We start from the raw sequence: 19,374 nt of genomic DNA on the forward strand, positions 1-19,374 counted from the left end.
ATATAAATTGACGAAAGTTTTTTCCATCTCTATACTGATAAGAGTTAATGAAATGAAACAAGGTGATAAATATGGATTTTGAAATAAATTATCTTTCCTTTTATGTTGTACAAGTAGAAGGAAAAGGTGAAGCAGTTGATAAACGCTACAAACATTTTCAAACTTTAGACGCTGAAGAATATGAAGATAGCTCCTTAAAAGAATTTTTGAATGGTGAGTTATTAAAAATATCGAAGCGAAAAGTAGAACGTCATGCAAAAACAGAACAAGCCCCAACAAAAATTGGTCGCTTTATTGTAGAGGAAGGGCACGAACTTGATTCAAACCCTCATTACAACCTTTTTAATCGTATTCGCTTTGCACAAACAAAGGACAACTTTAAAGATATGAGCGAACCTCTCGTTTATACATATCTTGACACAAGCGCTGTACGCGGTGGTGTATTTTTAATTGCTCAGGCAAAACTACGCAAATACTTTGATGACCCATTCGTATTCGTAATGAAATGCGACTTCGAACCAAAGGTTGCTTCTATTTCTGATGAATCCACACTGATTCGTAACGTTGAAATGGCCATCACAACAAAGAATATGAAATCTATCCAGTATCCATACATGCCTGAAGAAGGTATGGTTGAAGTAGGCGAACTAAAAATACACCAAGCATCACATGCCCGCTACTTTGAAGACTTCTTAAAATTCGTCGAATATGAACGCTCTATGCCTGAAATTATGAAAACACAAGTAATGGACATGGTATACGACCAAATTGAAGATGTATTTGAAGAAGGTACGGAAGAACGCGAACAATTCGACCAAGCGATGGAAGTATGGGCTGCCAGTCCGAAACGCGAAATTATGGAACAATTTTCAACCGAAGAAGTAATGGAAGCAACTGCCCAAATCGTCGAGCACGCTCCTGAAGTGGAATTAAAACTAAAAGCAGATCATATCTCTGTGAAGGCTTTGCTTGCTGATTTCGGGGATCAAATACATATTGCGAAGGTAAATGATCGATACGTATTAATGATTGAGGCTGATACACTTACGTTTGAGAAAGGCTTCTCTCCTATTGAATTCCTGAAGCCGGATGAGTTGCAAGATGTGATTGAGCGGATTGAGAATAAGCAGCAATATTCTTATGATCCGAACGGGATTGAATAAATCCTTCCATATAACTATTTTTACCGAGCGCTTTTAATAAGCGCTCTTTTATTGTGGACATATTTTATAGTTATATAAAAAACCGATTCTACTAAGAATCAGTTTTTCTGCTTTATAACAAAAATATTTATTTTCAATCCAAGATAACACTTGTTGCAGAATCCAGTAAATTCCTTCCTTGTTGTACAAGCGTATTTCCATTAGAGTAGTCACTATGTATGTTGGTAAAATGAAAACTTCACTTCACTACCTCAAATTTATTATACTCGTAAAAAGATAATTGAAAACGATATTCCGGATGCTCTCTCACCCAATCGTAGGCTTCTTCTAAAATTCCCATTTTGTTTTGTAGGTCATTAAGTTCACTACATTTGTCCTTTTTCTGTTTGCACAGAGGGCAGAATCCATTTACTATGTCGGCACTTGTCGCCCTAATAGTTTTACTTTTTAAGTCAACTACTAAACGAAGAAGAAGAGAATACTCAGCTTTTGTAGTCACCGTCATTTCAGCAACCCCATCCTCATTCCAAAAGACACCGTTTAATTCCATCTGTACGGTGACATCTTTAATATCCAAGTCTATCACTATCACACCTCCCTTGTATAAAACTCATATTTTACTCTTCGATTTTAACCTTTAATACACCACGCTTTAAAGATATATTAAGCTTTTTCCAATTCTTCTTCTTTGCTATGAAAGGAAGTATAATTACTGCTGATAGCGTGGCAAATATTATCCCCAACACTAAAACTGTTACAATGTTAAAGATTGCTTCCATTTAACTCTACCCTCTTTCATTTCTATGGGCTCTAATTTTATGAATGTATTTAAAAATTCTTACCACCTCTTAATTTTCAAAGCAATTATAATGGCCCAATCACAACAAATCAATTCCTATTTAATATGAATACTTTATTCATCCATCAGTATAATGATGTTAAATTTATGTAGCTAGAAATAGAGGAGAATGTCATTTAACCTCTACATTCTCCTCCATCTCAGCCAAATACCTAATCTGTCGTTCCGCTTTTCTCACTGCCGTACGAAAATGTTTTTTCAGGAGTTCTACTGTATTTTCACTTATATAATATCTTTCCGTTATACTTTCCCACGTGTCACTACTTTCAAATGTACTCCATTCAAAAGGGCGTTCTGTATTTTTCTTTAGTTCTTTAAACACCCATTTCCGCATCTTTTTTTTCGCTTTTTCTGTTAGTTTTCCGTTTTTTACAAGTTCAAGTTCACCATGTCTTTTGTATCGCTTATTAATATCTCTCTCGCTATACACTTTAAGAAGTATATTTGCTGTATTTTCGGCATCTGCTAAAGCACGGTGCTGTTTCCCTTCCCACGTTAAAGCGAGCTGTTCTACCGCAAATTGTAAACTTGGCGTATGTTCAAACAATTCCTCATATGCTTGGAAAACAAATTTTTGCAAATCAATTCTACTTTCTTTTTCTATAATGGGGCATTCAACACCATGTAATGTACAATCATGAGATAGAAAGCGATAATCTTCTTTTCCCCATGAAACAAATATAGAATCTTCTCCGATAAACTGAATAAATTTCTCTATAATTTGAGGGAATTTGTCTACAGCCATTAAATCTTTCTTCGTAATACCGGTTAATTTTGTTGTATGACGAGTTAATCGTGCACTTGGTTTTACTAACTCCGAAAATTCTTCAATTATCTTCATTGTACCTATTTCTATTTTTACAGCTCCGATATCAACTATTTCTGACGGATCTTCTGATTTATACGGTCTGAAATTCCTCTCAATATCAAACACAATGAAATGTGTAGCGTTTTTCAATTTATTTACCTCTTTCTAAATTCCTTTTTCACACAAACACTCTATTTTCAGTATTTATTTATTCATGTACTTTATACAAAAATACTACGAATAAATAAATGAAAATTCAGTCTTGTTATGATATGTAAGTAGGAGGATATCTATAAAAATGCAAAAAAAAAGAAGGGCGAGCCCTTCTTTTTTCAAAAATTACTTCTTGTTTACGTTAGTAGCTTGAGGTCCACGGTTACCTTGTTCTACTTCGAAAGTAACTTCTTGACCTTCTTCTAAAGTTTTGAAGCCTTCGCCTTGGATAGCTGAGAAATGAACGAATACGTCTTCTCCGCCTTCAACTTCGATGAAACCGAAACCTTTTTCTGAGTTAAACCATTTTACTTTACCGTTTTGCATGAAAAAAATCCTCCTACAATGTACCTATATGTACATATTCATTTTCAACCACCTTACAATAATAAGCCAGATATTAAAAAACTGCAACCCCTGAGGAGATTTAACATTGCTATCCTCCTCGGAAGTTACAGCTCATTTAAATCTCTATATTATTAAAAGTAAAATGGTTTAAACATACTATATCATATCAATATAATAAAAGTAAAGTTTTTTCTTAAATTATTTTTTGTTCCCACTGCATTGCTTTTAATTCACCTGATCCAGCTACTACATAACCATCTTTTTGATTAACAATGCGCCATCCGTGCCCTTTAACTGAATCACATACTGTAACAATACCTTCGTCAAGAAGTACACGGCACACACTACTAATACCCGCCTTATTTTGTGTTGAAGTTGTATATAAGACATGTTGGTCTACACTTAAGTCTAAATAACTACTTGCTTTCTGCTCACTTTGACATGTATGCCAATATATTTTTTCACTCGCAATACTGTCATCTATTTTACAATAAGAAATATTCCCGCTAACTCCCTTGCACGATCCACTTGCCGCTACTAAATAAGAATTGTGTAAAGTCAACGCAGAGATCATTTGATTCATCGTAATTTTAATCCTCTTTAATTTACGTGTCTTCAAATCAAAGAGCCAAACACCACCATACTTAGCATGTATTTTCGTACCAATAAATAAGTAATGTTTATATAAAAATAATGATCGAATAGACGGTGCCGCACTGCCATACTCAAGAAACGGATGAATAGTCTCCCATGTCGAACCGAAATTATTAGAAAGATACAGCGTTTTTTCTCCATGAGCAACAACAGTTCCTTGTACATTGCTACATACATTCCAACTTGTTGCTTTTGTTGGAAAACGCTGAATTGTCCAGTTCTCTCCACTATTCATACTACGAATAAAAATCCCTTCGTCACCTACACCATAAACTACATTATCTTCGCTATGTAAATCCCTAATTCGTTTTTGAAAACCATTTAAAATTCGTTTCCATTCTCCGTCTTGTTCAACAAATAAGCCATTATATGTAGTAGCTAACAACAGTTTTCCATCTCTTAACTTTGTAATAGCAGTTGCACTTAACATCGTCTCCACGTTGACACTCCCATTCTTAGAAATTCTCAGCAAATGCAATTGCAAAATTACTGCATTTTTCAACATCCTCTTGATCTTCTGGAGCTAATTCAATTTTCAGCCCTTCTTGTACAAGCTCTGCACCTCGTTCTACAAGGCGTTCTTCAAATATCGTTACCGCTTCACAAAACAGTTCATACGCCGTATCACCTGATCCGAATACCGCTACCTTTTTCCCAGCTAAATCTATATTTTCTAAGTCCTCATGAAAATCTTCTGCTTCAAATGGTAATTCACCATCGCCCCACGTATAAGATCCTAAAATGATTCCATCATAAGCTAATAATTCTTCAGCATCCATGCCTTCCATCTCTTGCAATACTACTTCATGATCAAAAGCATCTAAACTAACTTTAATTAAATCAGCAATACTCTCTGTATTTCCTGACATACTTGCATAAGCTATTAAAATTTTTGCCACTTTGGCATCCCCCTCTAACAATAAATGATTCTCATTCTCATTATATTAATAATGAGAATCAATTTCAATTGATTTTTTTCTACTTTTATTTACATTTCACATTACTTATTTCAAATAAAGTGAAACTTTAATGAGTCCTCACCAATCAGGATTTTTCAGACAGCCCACAAATAGAGGAATAAATAAAAAAAGCACAGATGACTATACAATCATCTGTGCTTTTTTATTACTTTTTAAAAATACCAAAAGGCTTCCCTACTGGTAAAACAACTTTTCCGAAGTGTGTGTTTAACACTGCTGCTGCTGAACCATAGAAAGATAATAATGAAATAAGAAGTTCAGAATATGCTGCTAAATTATGCATTGCGTGCGGCATAACACCTAAAGTACTTAATGAAAGACCAATAAATAAGAAATCAATAAGGACGAAGATCATAAATAATACTTTATGTGTTTCCATTGCACCAATCGTCATAAAGATTGTGAAAATCAAATATCCGATAAAGGCTACACCAAGCTGTTTTGAATCTGCAACTTGTGCTAATTTTTCGCCAAATACTCCAAGTTGAATTAACCAAGTCATTCCAACACCTAACCAAAATAGGCCGTACGCACCAAATGCTGTCGTACCGAATGTATTGTTATGCTTTGCATCGTGAATGCAAGCAAAGATTTGTGCAAATCCTCCTAAAAAGATTGCCCATGGTAATACAAGTGAAACGCCATCTGTTAAGCCTAACTTTTGAGATGATGCTACAAGTGTTACCATCGCTAATCCAAATAGACCAATTCCAGATGGATCCGCTGTTGTCATTTTCACATGATGTGTAGTAGTTTGATTGCTCATATAAACCTCCTGATTATAAACATACTCGAATACAATACTTAAATCAGAAGCCTATGTCAATGGTTTTTTTTGTATGTTGTCAGACGTTATATTTTATAATAATTAAATATATTTCCGACCACTTCATAAGGTTTTATATTCACTTTTTCCAACTCGTTTATCGGTAGCCATAACGGAATATAACTCCCTCTACCTTCCCGCTGAAATTCCTCACCTGTTCCGCTTCCGAACACTCCGCCTGTAATATAGGCGCCATAATAATATTCATTTCCTTTATATTTTAACTTTGCAATAAGGTGCTCCACTTGTATATATACCCCTAATTCTTCGTATACCTCTCTTTTCGTTGCTTCTTCAGGCGTTTCACCTTCCTCAATCCCTCCGCCAGGAAAAACATAATATGTTTCCTCTTCTCGAATACGTTTTATAAGAGCGATTTTTCCTTCCTGTACAATGATGGCCGCCCCGCGATTTCTTATCATTTTATTACCTCAATACGAATCGCAACTGTTCCCCACTCTTTTTCTTGTTCTTTCGTATATATTTTGTATGTACTTTCTAACATTTCCTCTAAACTATCATTTTCACAATCCAATAATTTTTTATCAATTTGTTCATACATAGATTTAAAGCTCTCGTATCGCTTTATTTCCGTTACTTTTACCGTCATCATTTCTGTTGTCGTAAGATTCGTAAATATGATTTCATCGTCTTTGTTTATTAGTTGACGTTTTTTATCGTATAGGCGTACTTCATATACTTTTTTCCCTGATTGAATTGACTGAAACGGTTTATTATATAAACCCATTTCGTATCGCATACATCCCACTCCCTTTTGTTCATTTCACCTATTAATACAGTTCACATTACTACATCTTGCATATAATATTCCATACGTATCGCTTAATTGAGAAAGGAGGCTGAAGAAGCATGTTATATTTAAATCAAAAACCTGAATATAATAAATATGATATTGGTGATTATACTTATAGTAAAGTAGGGCCAACCATTTTTTCTTGGAACGATGAAACAAAATTAAAAATAGGTAAGTTTTGTTCATTAGCAGAAGAAGTCGTTTTCATACTTGGCGGTGAACATCGCGCAGACTGGATAACGACTTATCCATTTAATGCACTTTTTGATGAAGGAGCACATATTACTGGTCACCCTTCTTCAAAAGGTGATATCGTAGTCGGCAATGATGTATGGATTGGTTATCAATCCTGTATTTTATCTGGTGTTACAATTGGTAACGGGGCCATTATCGGCGCCAGGAGCGTTGTTACAAAAGACGTATCCCCGTATGCAATTGTAGCTGGTAATCCTGCAAAATTTGTTCGATATCGTTTCCCACAAGAAACGATTGACAAACTAGAGAATCTCGCATGGTGGGACTGGGACATTTCTGTTATAAAAGGAGCCATTCCATTACTACTCTCCGACAAAATCGACGAATTTTTCACCTCGCCTGAAAATGAATCTATATGATTAAAACAAAAAGAGCATCCAATTATTTTTCAGGATGCTCTTTCTGTTTTTATTTTTTATGTCCATGCAAATGATTACACGGAGAACATTGAAATGGAATCTTATCTAAGCAATTAAAGTTTGTTTCGCAAATTTGTTCAATCGTTGGAACAAATGGAATAACAACTATGTTACTTTCTACTATTTGTGTAACAGGTGGCAATACTGTGCCTACTTGATGTTCAAAACGAATACTCGCTTGATTTATATAATTTCCTGAACCATTTGGCGCGCTCTGTACTGCTACTTGGAACGAAACTGTCCTTGCTTCACCAGGATTTAAACTTCCGATAAGAAACCCTACTGCCGGGCTTACATTCGGCACTGGCGTATTATCAACCGTTACACTTCCAGGAACAAATCGAACACTACTATCTAACATATCTTGAAAACGAATATTTTGCATTACAGTATCACCCGTATTTGTGATGACTGTCGTAAACGTAATGACATCTCCAATTGTTGCTACCTGTAAATCTGCCGTTTTTACGACTGTCGTTGAGACATTTTGAGGAATAAACGGGATAACAACTGTATTACTATCACCTTCAACTACTACTGGCGGCTCATTCGGATTTACAGTTGCGAGCCCATTCGCTGTAGCGGTATTTGTAACTAAATTATTTACTTGCCCTCCTGTTATTACAACTTGGAAATTAATAATTGCTGCATCATTTGGCTGAAAATCACCTAACGGAATACCAGTATTCGGATTAGCAAATGGAAGAGGTACATCATTTACCGTTACCGTACCATTTATAAATAGCGTATTCGGATCAATGATATCTGTTAACACAATATTGGTCACAGGAACTGTACTATCATTTATAACAGCGATTCCGTAAGTGACAACATCCCCTATCATTGCTACTTCAAAGTTTGCTCCTTTTGCAACAAATAAGATTGCAGTATTTACCGTTACAATAACTGTATTGCTCGTGTCCATCACTGTAACTGGCGGCTCTCCTGGTACTAAAATATATTCTGCTAACGCTCCAGCAACGTTTACTACTGTTCCACCATCCGGAAAACTTGTAATCGTAGCTTCATATGTTACAAGTGCCGTCTCACCAACTGGTATATCAGGTATCGTAAATCCAATCTGCGGATTTAACCCCGGTTGCGGAACCCCATTTATCGTTACACTATTTGGAACGAAATCAGCTTCCTGAGATAGCACATCGATAAATTGAACATTCATTGCATCAGCAGTACCAGTATTTAATATACGAACAGTATACGTTACCATTTCTCCTACACCAACAACTGAATGGTCTACTTCTTTTAGCATATCTAAGCTGCCTCTATTTACCGGCGTAACCGTCGTATTACTTGAATTTGTAATTGTAGACGGAGGTTCTCCTGGAATCAATTCGAAATCGCCCGTTACTCTTGCTGTATTCATAATGCTACTAGAAGGCGGAACTGCGATTACATTTACTTCAAATGTAATTAATACACTATCCCCTACTGCAAGATCAGGCAATGCAAAGCCTACAAATGGATCTAAACCTACTTGCGGAATCCCATTTATTTGTACACTTCCAGGAACGAATTCTAAACTAGGTGATGGAACATCGATAAACTGAACATTCGTTGCTGTTACCGTTCCCGTATTTGTAACTTGCACACTATACGTTAACGTATCTCCTAATCGTGTCGCTTCTTTATTTATAGATTTTATAACGCTGAATCGTCCTCTATTCACTCTAGTTATCGTCGTATTACTCGGCTCTGTTACTACAACTGGTGGTTCTCCTGGCACTAAAGTAAAGCTTCCTGTTATATTTGCAACGTTCGTAATTGTTCCTGATGACGGGATGTTTGTAACTGTCGCTTGAAACGTCACTATAACTGTTTCACCTACCGGTATATCTCCAACTCCAAATCCAGTAATTGGATTTAAGTTTGGTTGCGAGGCTCCATTTATCGTTACACTATTTGGTACAAATGACGCCCCTGCTGAAATGGTATCAACAAACTGAACAGCATTAGCTGTTACTGTTCCTGTATTCGTTATTTGAACCGTATACGTTAATATATCTCCAACGAGAGTAGCAACCCTATTTACTTGTTTAATAACATTAAATTGCCCTCTATTTACAGTTGTAAGTGTTGTATTGCTCGGCTCTGTTACTATAACTGGTGGTTCTCCTGGTACTAATACAAAACTTCCAGTTACATTTGCCGTATTGGCAATTGTTCCGTTTGATGGCGCACTAACAACGGTTACTTGGAAGATGACTTCTACACTTTCACCTGGATTTATATCTGGAAGCGGGAATCCGTTATTCGGATTGAATCCAGGTTGTAACACACCATCTATCGTTACACTGTTCGGCACGAATGCTATAGAGGAAGGTAATACATCACTATATTGAACATTCGTTGCTGGCACTGTTCCTGTATTTTGAACTACTGTTGTATATGTGATTGTATCGCCTACTGCAACAACCGGCTGACTCACTGATTTTAAAACATTCAAACCAGGCTCATTGATTTCTGTTAATGTCGTATTACTTGTCGTTGTTTCCGTAATAGGCGGTTCTGTTTCACTTACAGCAAATGTAGCTGTAACGTCTACAAAATTAACAATCGTTCCACCTTCTGGTATGCTTGTAACCACTTCCTGATATGTGACAAGTACAAAATCATCGACAGGTATATCTGGAACTGTAAAACCAATGAAAGGATCTAATCCTGGTGCTGGTACCCCGTTTATGCTCACACTTCCTGGTACAAATGCTACACCCGCGGAAGTAGTATCGATAAATTGAACATTCGTCGCTGGCACTGTTCCGAAATTAAAAATCAATACATCATACGTTAATATTTCTCCTACCGTCGCTACTTCTTTATCTACTAGTTTCAATGGAAAAATAAACGCTATATTAATTGTCGTAACGACTAAATTTGTTAATATCGTTTCCGTAATCGGTGGTTCCTGCGGATTTGGTTGTGAAGTAAATGTAACATCTGCATCATTTAATATGACTTCATTATCTGGAATTTCTGTAATCGTCACTTGGAATGTGACCTCAATACTTCCACCAGCGATTAATAATGGAGTAACTGTAAATCCTATTTCTGGATTTAAACCAAGTTGCTGCACTCCACCTATCGTTACACTATTGTCAACAAACGTCGTTCCTTCTGGTATGACATCTTGGAAGAACACATCTGTAACAGGGATAATTCCTACGTTTGAAATGAGCACAGTATACGTTAATACATCCCCAACGGCCCCAGTTGCAACATCAACTGTTTTTGTTGCAGTTACTTCACCAGGAGGAGGTAACGGTATTGTAACTACCGTTGTATTACTTGAATTCGTTGTTGTTACAGGTGGCTGTAAAGGATTTAATAAGAAAGTGGCTGTAGCAGATGCTGTATTTAATACTGCTCCACGTGTAGACGGTGCAACTACCGTAACTTGGAACGTTACTGTCAATGATGTTCCAGCTGCAATATTAGGAAGCGGGAAACCAACATTTGGGTCAAATCCAGGTTGTGGCGTTCCATTTATCGTTACACTATTTGCTACAAAAGTTGTCTCTAAAGCAATTGAATCAAGGAAAGAGACATTCGTTGCTGTTACTGTACCGTTATTTCGAATGACAACAGAATACGTGTAAGTTTCTCCAAGTGATGCTTGTTGTACAGATGAAGATTTTTGTATATTTAACTGTGCTGTGTTTACTTGCGTCACTACAAAATTACTATTTGTAACAGTCGTTATTGGAGGGTTTGCTGGATTTATAAGAAAACTTGCAGTAACGTTCGATTGGTTTCTTATATTTCCACCGCTCGGAACACTCGTCACTGTAACTTGAAACGTAATCGTAGCCGTTTGCCCGACCGGAATATTTGGTACCGGGAAACCTAGCATAGGATCCGCGCCTTGCTGTACGACTCCATTTATCGTCACACTATTTGCTACAAAGGCAGTACCAGACGGAATTGGATCTTGAAAAACAATATTCGTTGCAGGAACAGTTCCTGTATTTTGAATAAGAATCGTATACGTTAACGTATCTCCTACACCGGCTTGTGGTGTATTTACACTCTTCATTACATTAAGTGATCCTACATTCACTCGCGTCACAACAATATTACTAATCGTTACAATTGTAATTGGTGGCTGGAGAGGACTTACCTGGAAATCAGCAGTGACATTCGCATTATTCGGAAGAACTCTATTTGGTGGTACACTCGTGATTGTCACTTGAAAAGTGACCGTCACCATACCTCCTACTGGAATATTAGCAAGTGGAAATCCAGTTGTCGGGTTTAAACCTGGTTGAGGTGTCCCGTTTATTGTTACACTATTCGCTACAAAAGTGGTTCCAACTGGAATCGGATCAAGGAATGATACATTTGTCGCTGCCACCGTTCCACTATTTTGTATACGAACTGTATACGTTAACGTATCTCCTACACCGGCTTCAGTAGCACTTACACTTTTCATTACATTTAATCCTGAAGAATTCACGATCGTCATAACAGTATTACTTGGTACTGTTACAGTAATCGGTGGCTCTGTTGGATTTACAAGGAAATCTCCAGTTACATTCGCATTATTTACAACATTATTTCCTTGGGGAATTTCATCAATTAATACTTCAAATGTAACAATAACGCTGGCGCCAGTAGGCAAATTATTTAATGGGAATCCAAGTTCTGGATCTGCCCCTTCTTGTAATACACCATTCACAACTACACTATTTTCAATAAATAATGTCCCTTGTGGAATTGAATCTTGGAAAAATACATTTGTAGCTGGTACACTACCTGCATTTATAACTTCGATTGTATATACTAAAACATCTCCTACCGTTGCAACATCCGTATTGACTGCTTTCACAACTTCAAAGTTTCCTGATTGTACTGTCGTATTCACAACATTACTCGGTACATTGATTGTTACTGGTGGTTCATTCGGATTCACTTGAAAGCTTGCTGTTACATTTGCTTGATTTAAAATATCTTCATTTTCTGGATTCTGTACAATTACTACGTCAAATGTGACTACAACCGTTTGAGCCGCAGGAATATTCGGAAGAGAGAATCCTGTATTCGGATTTAGTCCACTTTGCTGTACTCCATTAATTGTTACAGAATTTGCAACAAATGAAACAGCAGAAGAAATAGGGTCTTGGAAAAATACATTTGTTAACGGAACGTTCCCTGTATTTTGGACGGCAATTGTGTACGTTAAAGTATCCCCTACCGCCGCTTGCGTTGTATTTACTTCTTTTATTACATTTAAACCGCCTGTATTAACTTGTGTCACAACTGTATTCGTTTGTCTATTAATTGTTATCGGTGGCTGATTCGGAATAACAACAAAATTAGCAGATACATTTCCGCGATTCGCAATCGTACCTCCCGATGGTGTAGATGTTACTCGTACTTGAAATGTAACAGTCCTACTTCCGCCAGGAGATATATTAGCTACTGTAAACCCAGTCGCTGGATTTACCCCAGGTTGTGAAACCCCATCCACAGTCACACTATTTGCGATAAATGTCGTTCCAATTGGGATCGGATCTTGAAAAATAACGTTCGTTGCAAGTACATTTCCTGTATTTTGAATTGTTACCGTGTACGTAAGAACGTCGTTAACCGTTGCAAAAGCTTTATCCACTGTTTTTCTCGTTGTTATATCAGCTATATTAATTGTCGTAACTACAGTATTACTTGTCGCTTGCCCTGAAACTGGTTGTTGACCAGGCACTGGAGTAAAGTTAAATGTTACACTCGCACGGTTTGGAATTGGATTGACAAGAGGGTTCGATGTTACTCGAACTTGAAAGCGCACTACAGTCGTTTGCGATGCATTAATACTTCCAAGATTAATACTACTTGCTGGATTCGCTCCTGGACGCGCTACTCCATTTACCGTAACGCTATTTGCGACAAATGTTGTTCCAGCAGGGATACTATCAACAAAAATAACATTGTTCGCAGTGACGTTTCCATTATTTGTGACATTAACTGTGTACGTTAATACATCATTAAGCGTTGCCGTCTGTAAATCTACAGATTTCTGCATACTTATAGTTGCTTGATTCACTGTCGTTTGTACTGTGTTTGAAGAAGACGTACTTGTAATAGGAGGACTACCAACGAAGGGACGGAATTGATATGACACCATTGCACGATTTAAAATAGGATTGGGATTCGGGAATGATGTTATTCGAACTTGAAATGTAACAATTCTTTGCGTGTTATTTGGGATTGTGCCTAAATTAATTCCATTAGCAGGGTTTGCATTCGGCTGTGTTACTCCCCCTACCGTAACACTACCTGCAACAAACGTCGTTCCGTTCGGAATACTATCACGTAATACAACGTTTTCTGCACTTCCTGTTCCTGTATTTGGGACCGTAATTGTATAAGTGAGAGTATCCCCTACCCCCGCGACTGTTCTATTAACTGATTTAACAGGATTAATAATTGGACCTGTTGCATCAATTTGAACACCAAAACCAGCTGCAGCGTATCCATCTCCATTTGTAACAAATCGAACCGTTGCTGATGTTTGACTGTTTACTAAAGATGAGGAGGCATCTACATTCGTAATATCCCACCCCTGTCTTCGGACGGCCAAAGCTACCCCTAACGGCTGATTCAAATCTCCAAACGTGCCGCTCGTATCTAAATTTCCACTGTCATTACAAATTTGTGACTGAAAGAAATTATTCGCAGGATTTCTCGGTCCGAATAATGCAACTGTAGCATTTGCATTCGGCCCAAAGCGAAGTTGATCTCCAACAATGTTAGAATCACCTTCTTGAGCAGTTACGAGCACTCTTCCTGTAACAGCTCCTGTTGCCGGCGTAGCAAAACCTGAAATTGTAGCATCAACTGGCGGGGATGAAGCATCGATAATTTCTTGACCTGCATATACTGACAAATTTCGAAGTGGTAAACTTGCATTTTGATACACAACCTCAAGCGTCCATCCAGCTGAACGACTGATTGTTGGGTCCGCTGAAGTTCTTGCAGCTGGCACAGCACCCGTTGTATATGTGCCTGCCCCACCTGCACTAACAAGATTCGTTACATTGGCAGAGCGAGCATAATAAAACTGATTTCCTACTGAACCTTGCTGCGCGGTAGCAGGATCTGGCGTAACAGAAAACGTCCCTGCTGGCGTTGTAAATGTAATGTTATCATTTAAAAATGGTAACACATCTTCCGTATCAGTCCGGAAAGTACCAGCCCAAACTAATTCTGCATATAATACACTGCTTCCCGCTGGAAGATTTAAAATTGCACTTGAAGAATTCAATTGCCATTCATCTGTTGTCCCTGCTGGGAACCCTGGTACTTGCAATGCTGTATTTACTGTCGTAAACACAGCAAGTGTACCAAAAATATTACCTGGTGCAGGTGATGTAGGGCTAAGTCCCAGCGTATTCCCAGTAAACGTGACGGCACCAGGTACTGTTGTCGTAAACCTATTTATAAAAGGCACACAATCATCTCATTTCAATTATAGTAAAAAGTGCTCTATACTATAAAATGTAGACAAACTATACAATGTACGTTGTCCAACAAAATTCCGCACATATGAGAGGGGTTTATAAAACTATGCGCTACGTTATCATAACAGGAACTTCACAAGGTTTAGGTGAGGCAATCGCTACGCAATTATTAGAAAAAAATACAACTGTCATCTCTATTTCTAGAAGAGAAAATAAAGAGCTTACGAAACTTGCAGAACAATATAACAGCAATTGCATTTTTCATTCCCTAGATCTTCAAGATGTACATAACTTAGAAACTAACTTTAAAGAGATCATTTCATCTATTAAAAAAGACAATGTATTCTCTATTCATTTAATTAATAATGCGGGTACAGTTGCACCTATGAAGCCAATCGAAAAAGCTGAAAGCGAACAATTCATTACGAACGTTCACATTAATTTACTTGCACCTATGATTCTTACATCTACATTTATGAAACATACGAAAGACTGGAAAGTAGATAAACGCGTTATTAACATTTCATCTGGTGCAGGAAAAAATCCTTACTTTGGCTGGGGCGCTTATTGTACAACGAAAGCTGGTGTAAATATGTTTACACAGTGCGTAGCAACTGAAGAAGTAGAAAAAGAATATCCAGTAAAAATCGTCGCTTTTGCACCTGGTGTTGTTGATACTAATATGCAATCACAAATTCGTGAAACAAATAAAGAAGATTTCATAAACTTGGACCGCTTCATTGCATTAAAAGAAGAAGGAAAACTATTATCACCTGAATATGTTGCGAAAGCTATTCGTAACTTACTAGAAACTGAGGACTTCCCTCAAGGCGAGATTATTAGAATTGATGAATAACAAAAAGGTGTGCTAAAATAGCACACCTTTTTGTTTTACTTCTCTAAAAATATAAGCACAGACTCCGCAATTTTCTCATAACCAATTTCTTGATAAATTTTATTCGATATCGGATTCGCTAAATCAGTATATAACGTAGTCGTCTTGTACCCTTCATCTAACATACGTTGACTAAGTGCCGCTACACAATTAGATGCGTATCCCTTTTTCCTTGCTTCTTTCGGCGTGTATACGAAATTAACTGTTATATTATTTTTAGTTGGTCTCGTTTTTGCAGCTACAGAAACAAGTTTCCTATCTACTTCCAAACCAAACAGTCGATTTGTAGTTATTAATGTATGCGCAGTTTGTTTTGCTTCTTCTTTCGTAGTAGGAAGCTTTACGTCTTCACAAAATTGATATATCCACTGTTCTATTAATGGTAATTCATCATTATTTACCGCCCGGAAAAGTCCGTTCGCATTACACTTCTTCTTTACTCTGTTCAGCTCATACACACCTTGCTCCATTGCAACATTCATTTTCTTATTTTCTAATACCGCAATCTCTTCCGCTAATTTCTGTACAATTTTCTTATTACCGATCAATCCAGGAATATCTGGATATACTTTCGTTAACTCTTTTGCAAGTTCCTCAATAGCTACTCCCGAAATTTCAGAAGTTGCAACAATGATTTGTTTCTTCTCTTCTGTTTGCAGAAATACAACCGCAATCTCTTCTCCTTGTTTCGCTATCCCCATAAATATTGGTTGTTGGATCATTTGTAATACACCTAATATGAGATTGTTTTCCTGCTCATTCTTTTCTAGAAATGGTGTAACATCTTCTTTAAAATGAAAAATCTCTTCATATACATGTAATTGAATCATCGACAATCTCTTCTCTCTATTTATATTTTAATTAAGTATTGGCGATTAATTCATTAAATCCCTCTTTTACGATTCAATAATATTCAAAACTAATGTATTTAAAGCATTTTCAGCTTGTAAAATTCTCTGTCTTTCCTTTTCAAATACATCTTCTTCTTTTCGAAATGACTCTTTTCGATTTTTAATCATACGATTCATTTCTTTTTTACTCGGTCCACCGTATACATTTCTTTTTTGAATAAAAGCTTCTGGCGATATAATTTCTTTCCACTCTTTTTCTAATAAATTTATTTTAAAATGTTCTTGCAAGTACATATTTATCTCTTTGAAGTGTAATTCATGTAGTTCTTTTTTCTGCTCCAATGACATATTTGCAATAGCACTTGCTGCATGATGAGCATGCCGAAATGGAATTTCATAGTTTTTTGTTAAAACATCGGCGAAATCCGTTATCGTTATTGCATGTTTATAGGAACGACTTTTTAACGTTTCTTCTTCTACTTTCATCGTTCGGATCACTGCATTCATCATACAAAAAACACGAATTGCCTTTTCAATTCCTTTATATAAATATGGCTGCAAGTCATCTTCCGTATCGACAATATCACCAAATGGTGTATTATGAATCATTTGAAATACTGTAAATGATTCTCCTAAAGCACTACTCGTAATTGCACGAGCGTGTTCAATTGAAACCGGATTTCGTTTTTGCGGCATTATACTACTGATTTGTACATATGGCTTTGCAACAGTAATACCGTCATATTCTTTCGTTGCTAACAACAAAAAGTCATGAATCCATCTACTCGTATTCGTCATCATTACCATAAGTAGCGAGCTAACTTCTAATAAATAATCCGCTCCGGCAACAGCATCATATGAGTTCTCAATTACAGTTGTAAATCCAAGTAGATGAGCAACTCGTTCTCGTTTAATCGGGAAACTTGTTGTAGAGAGTGCAGCTGCCCCCATTGGAGACTGATTTAAAAGCTGGTACGTTTTTTTCATTCGTTCTAAATCTCTTTGCATCGTATCGTAAATTGCTAAAGTATAATGACCAAATGTTGTTGGCTGTGCCGGTTGTGTATGTGTATAAGCTGGCATGATCGTTTCCTTATGATCATCAGCAAGTTGCAGTACACTTTCTTGCAATAGCAAATGATGTTCCATTAATCGTAATATATACCGCCTTAAACTCATGCGATACATCGTTACACCCATATCATTTCTACTTCTACCAATATGCATATTACTTACAAAATCGCATTTCGCTTCTTGAGAAATTAAATGTTCGATTAAAAAAAAGAGGTCTTCATGCTGCTCTGTATATACCAATTTACCTTTTGGTATTCGCTCTACTTTTCTAAGTGCGTTTAATATAACTTTAGCTTCTTCTATTTTCATTAAACTTTCTTCAGTCAGCATCGTAATGTGTGCTTTATGCACTTGAAACATATCTTTCAATAAGTAATTTCGTTGAAAATCAAATACATGTTGTAATACACAATCCACATATGTTTTTCCAGGGAAATCAGCGCCTTCACTCTTTATAAACTCTTCCTTACTCTGTTTCATCACCTTTTCCCCTCTCGCCTAAGTATTACTACCCATCATACCCAGAGATAGAAAAAAAGTGCCTGTACATAAAAATAAACTCGGTGCTCTCTGCACCGAGTTTATTTAATAAAAGTCGCATCATACTTATCGCTTTGCAACACTTGGAAATGTAAGTTTGCTAAATGTTTCCGTATTTCTGCACTATCGTCTTCATTTAAATTGTTCGCCAAAAACACAATTTCTGTACAGTTTCCACGTTTATCCATAGCGTAAACCGCTTTTGTAACCGTCCATGGTGTGTAACCATTCTTTTGTCCAGCATGTCTAAATGTTTTACGGTATTTCTTAGCACTCATGTCTGTTTCAACGATATTTGCCCACACTTTTTCTTCAGCTTCTGTCAAGCCACCTTTATGGTTTGCCTTTTGAAGTAATACCATATAATCATTTGCAGAAGCTGCTGGTAATCTATCTGACCAAATTTTGTCGTAACGTTCCTCTAAATAAAGCGGAATTTCCTTCTGTAATAATGGTCCCTTCTTCTTTAAGCGTTCATGAATAATCATCGAATATTCACGATATTGCTCTTGAGACATTTCTTTTAACTTTTTCTCTATTTTATATTTTGGAACATGTAATTCTTTATGCAAATATCCCGGGATATACAAAGATGAAACGATTGGAAATAGTGGTTGATGTGCAGGAAGTGATAAACTTTGTAAATTTCGATTGATGTTATCTAATCCTAACAATTCCATTAAGTATTCAGCATTTGCATTCGAACTAAACTTAACCATTCCTTTTGCCACTTCTTCTAAAGAAACCGCTCCTTCAGTTATCTTGCCCGTCTTCTCCAAATACTTTTGCCATCTATCTTGTGCACCACCATCTGTATTCGGCACATAATAGCGATTCACATCGTTAATCGACACGAAACTAGACGAATCAATTTTCCCTTCAGTAACTTGTTTCGTATATTCAAGCGCCACAATTAATTTCATCGTACTAGCAACTGGCAATACAACATTTGGGTTTACAGAATAAACAACTTTATCATTTCTCTTTACTAGAAGCGCACTATTTTTTTCATCTTTATGTTCTTCAATAAAAGATGCAATATACTGTGCATCATCATTATTTGAACTCCACACTTTTTTCACTAAAAAGTTACCCGATATTAGCAAAACAAAAATACCCACAATTACTGCGCATACTATAGTTTTTTTCAAGTAAAATTCCTCTCCTATTGTGTAACTCTTCTCTATTTATCATTAAAAAACA

The 19,374-nt window shown here is 36.6% G+C and carries 16 protein-coding genes; 3 read left to right on the plus strand and 13 right to left on the minus strand.

Annotated elements, in window-relative coordinates:
* Positions 1–71 precede the first annotated feature (71 nt).
* Entirely contained in the window at positions 72–1,163 is a 1,092-nt protein-coding gene (locus ACS2FK_RS20875; RefSeq protein WP_063548284.1) for a DUF3900 domain-containing protein, read from the plus strand.
* Positions 1,164–1,401: 238 nt separating this feature from the next.
* Here the strand turns inward: ACS2FK_RS20875 and ACS2FK_RS20880 are convergent, their stop codons facing one another.
* The 9 genes from ACS2FK_RS20880 to ACS2FK_RS20920 all read right to left on the minus strand — a co-directional run bounded on the left by ACS2FK_RS20880 (position 1,402) and on the right by ACS2FK_RS20920 (position 6,611).
* On the minus strand, positions 1,402–1,749 hold the full coding sequence (locus ACS2FK_RS20880; RefSeq protein ID WP_000566112.1) for a hypothetical protein: 348 nt from the start codon (positions 1,747–1,749) through the stop codon (positions 1,402–1,404).
* Between the two features lie 31 nt (positions 1,750–1,780).
* Positions 1,781–1,942 (minus strand): hypothetical protein, encoded by a 162-nt coding sequence (locus ACS2FK_RS20885; protein ID WP_000387293.1) that lies wholly within the window; start codon positions 1,940–1,942, stop codon positions 1,781–1,783.
* Positions 1,943–2,134: 192 nt separating this feature from the next.
* Positions 2,135–2,980, minus strand: a complete 846-nt coding sequence (locus ACS2FK_RS20890) for an exonuclease (RefSeq protein ID WP_016512466.1) — start codon at positions 2,978–2,980, stop codon at positions 2,135–2,137.
* A gap of 189 nt (positions 2,981–3,169) precedes the next feature.
* Positions 3,170–3,370: a cold shock-like protein CspB gene (cspB, locus tag ACS2FK_RS20895; RefSeq protein WP_001179150.1), complete on the minus strand. Its 201-nt coding sequence runs from the start codon at positions 3,368–3,370 to the stop codon at positions 3,170–3,172.
* 214 nt (positions 3,371–3,584) lie between these two features.
* Complete coding sequence (locus ACS2FK_RS20900) at positions 3,585–4,484, minus strand: WD40/YVTN/BNR-like repeat-containing protein (RefSeq protein ID WP_000449499.1); 900 nt, start codon at positions 4,482–4,484, stop codon at positions 3,585–3,587.
* Positions 4,485–4,500: 16 nt separating this feature from the next.
* Positions 4,501–4,944: a flavodoxin gene (locus ACS2FK_RS20905; protein ID WP_063548286.1), complete on the minus strand. Its 444-nt coding sequence runs from the start codon at positions 4,942–4,944 to the stop codon at positions 4,501–4,503.
* 226 nt (positions 4,945–5,170) lie between these two features.
* Positions 5,171–5,791: an acetate uptake transporter gene (locus ACS2FK_RS20910; RefSeq protein WP_000070945.1), complete on the minus strand. Its 621-nt coding sequence runs from the start codon at positions 5,789–5,791 to the stop codon at positions 5,171–5,173.
* 86 nt (positions 5,792–5,877) lie between these two features.
* Positions 5,878–6,273, minus strand: coding sequence for an NUDIX hydrolase (locus tag ACS2FK_RS20915; RefSeq protein WP_000620832.1), 396 nt, complete (start codon positions 6,271–6,273; stop codon positions 5,878–5,880).
* Positions 6,270–6,611, minus strand: coding sequence for an ASCH domain-containing protein (locus tag ACS2FK_RS20920; protein WP_063548288.1), 342 nt, complete (start codon positions 6,609–6,611; stop codon positions 6,270–6,272). Before ACS2FK_RS20920 ends, ACS2FK_RS20915 begins: the two co-directional genes overlap by 4 nt.
* A gap of 110 nt (positions 6,612–6,721) precedes the next feature.
* Here ACS2FK_RS20920 and ACS2FK_RS20925 point away from each other — a divergent pair, with 110 nt between their 5' ends.
* Positions 6,722–7,279 (plus strand): CatB-related O-acetyltransferase, encoded by a 558-nt coding sequence (locus ACS2FK_RS20925; protein ID WP_063548290.1) that lies wholly within the window; start codon positions 6,722–6,724, stop codon positions 7,277–7,279.
* A 49-nt stretch (positions 7,280–7,328) separates the two neighbouring features.
* Here ACS2FK_RS20925 and ACS2FK_RS20930 read toward each other — a convergent pair whose 3' ends face one another.
* On the minus strand, positions 7,329–14,801 hold the full coding sequence (locus ACS2FK_RS20930; protein WP_063548292.1) for a DUF11 domain-containing protein: 7,473 nt from the start codon (positions 14,799–14,801) through the stop codon (positions 7,329–7,331).
* A gap of 116 nt (positions 14,802–14,917) precedes the next feature.
* On the opposite strand from ACS2FK_RS20930, the gene ACS2FK_RS20935 reads away from it, so the two are divergent.
* Positions 14,918–15,667: a (S)-benzoin forming benzil reductase gene (locus ACS2FK_RS20935; RefSeq protein WP_063548294.1), complete on the plus strand. Its 750-nt coding sequence runs from the start codon at positions 14,918–14,920 to the stop codon at positions 15,665–15,667.
* Positions 15,668–15,702: 35 nt separating this feature from the next.
* Here the strand turns inward: ACS2FK_RS20935 and ACS2FK_RS20940 are convergent, their stop codons facing one another.
* The 3 genes from ACS2FK_RS20940 to ACS2FK_RS20950 form a co-directional block, all read right to left on the minus strand.
* On the minus strand, positions 15,703–16,536 hold the full coding sequence (locus ACS2FK_RS20940; protein ID WP_023522690.1) for a GNAT family N-acetyltransferase: 834 nt from the start codon (positions 16,534–16,536) through the stop codon (positions 15,703–15,705).
* Between the two features lie 66 nt (positions 16,537–16,602).
* Positions 16,603–18,111: an argininosuccinate lyase gene (gene argH, locus ACS2FK_RS20945; RefSeq protein ID WP_023522691.1), complete on the minus strand. Its 1,509-nt coding sequence runs from the start codon at positions 18,109–18,111 to the stop codon at positions 16,603–16,605.
* Between the two features lie 101 nt (positions 18,112–18,212).
* On the minus strand, positions 18,213–19,322 hold the full coding sequence (locus ACS2FK_RS20950) for a serine hydrolase (RefSeq protein ID WP_000751368.1): 1,110 nt from the start codon (positions 19,320–19,322) through the stop codon (positions 18,213–18,215).
* Positions 19,323–19,374 lie beyond the last annotated feature (52 nt).

The sequence above is a fragment of the Bacillus cereus group sp. BceL220 genome, assembly GCF_051776965.1.
Classification (GTDB): Bacteria; Bacillota; Bacilli; order Bacillales; family Bacillaceae_G; genus Bacillus_A; species Bacillus_A cereus.

Coding starts and splice junctions, on each gene's coding strand:
- ACS2FK_RS20935 (WP_063548294.1), top strand. CDS start 14,918: ATGCGCTACGTTATCATAACAGGAACTTCACAAGGTTTAGGTGAGGCA.
- argH (WP_023522691.1), bottom strand. CDS start 18,111: ATGAAACAGAGTAAGGAAGAGTTTATAAAGAGTGAAGGCGCTGATTTC.
- ACS2FK_RS20885 (WP_000387293.1), bottom strand. CDS start 1,942: ATGGAAGCAATCTTTAACATTGTAACAGTTTTAGTGTTGGGGATAATA.
- ACS2FK_RS20910 (WP_000070945.1), bottom strand. CDS start 5,791: ATGAGCAATCAAACTACTACACATCATGTGAAAATGACAACAGCGGAT.
- ACS2FK_RS20940 (WP_023522690.1), bottom strand. CDS start 16,536: ATGATTCAATTACATGTATATGAAGAGATTTTTCATTTTAAAGAAGAT.
- ACS2FK_RS20925 (WP_063548290.1), top strand. CDS start 6,722: ATGTTATATTTAAATCAAAAACCTGAATATAATAAATATGATATTGGT.
- ACS2FK_RS20915 (WP_000620832.1), bottom strand. CDS start 6,273: ATGATAAGAAATCGCGGGGCGGCCATCATTGTACAGGAAGGAAAAATC.
- cspB (WP_001179150.1), bottom strand. CDS start 3,370: ATGCAAAACGGTAAAGTAAAATGGTTTAACTCAGAAAAAGGTTTCGGT.
- ACS2FK_RS20920 (WP_063548288.1), bottom strand. CDS start 6,611: ATGCGATACGAAATGGGTTTATATAATAAACCGTTTCAGTCAATTCAA.
- ACS2FK_RS20875 (WP_063548284.1), top strand. CDS start 72: ATGGATTTTGAAATAAATTATCTTTCCTTTTATGTTGTACAAGTAGAA.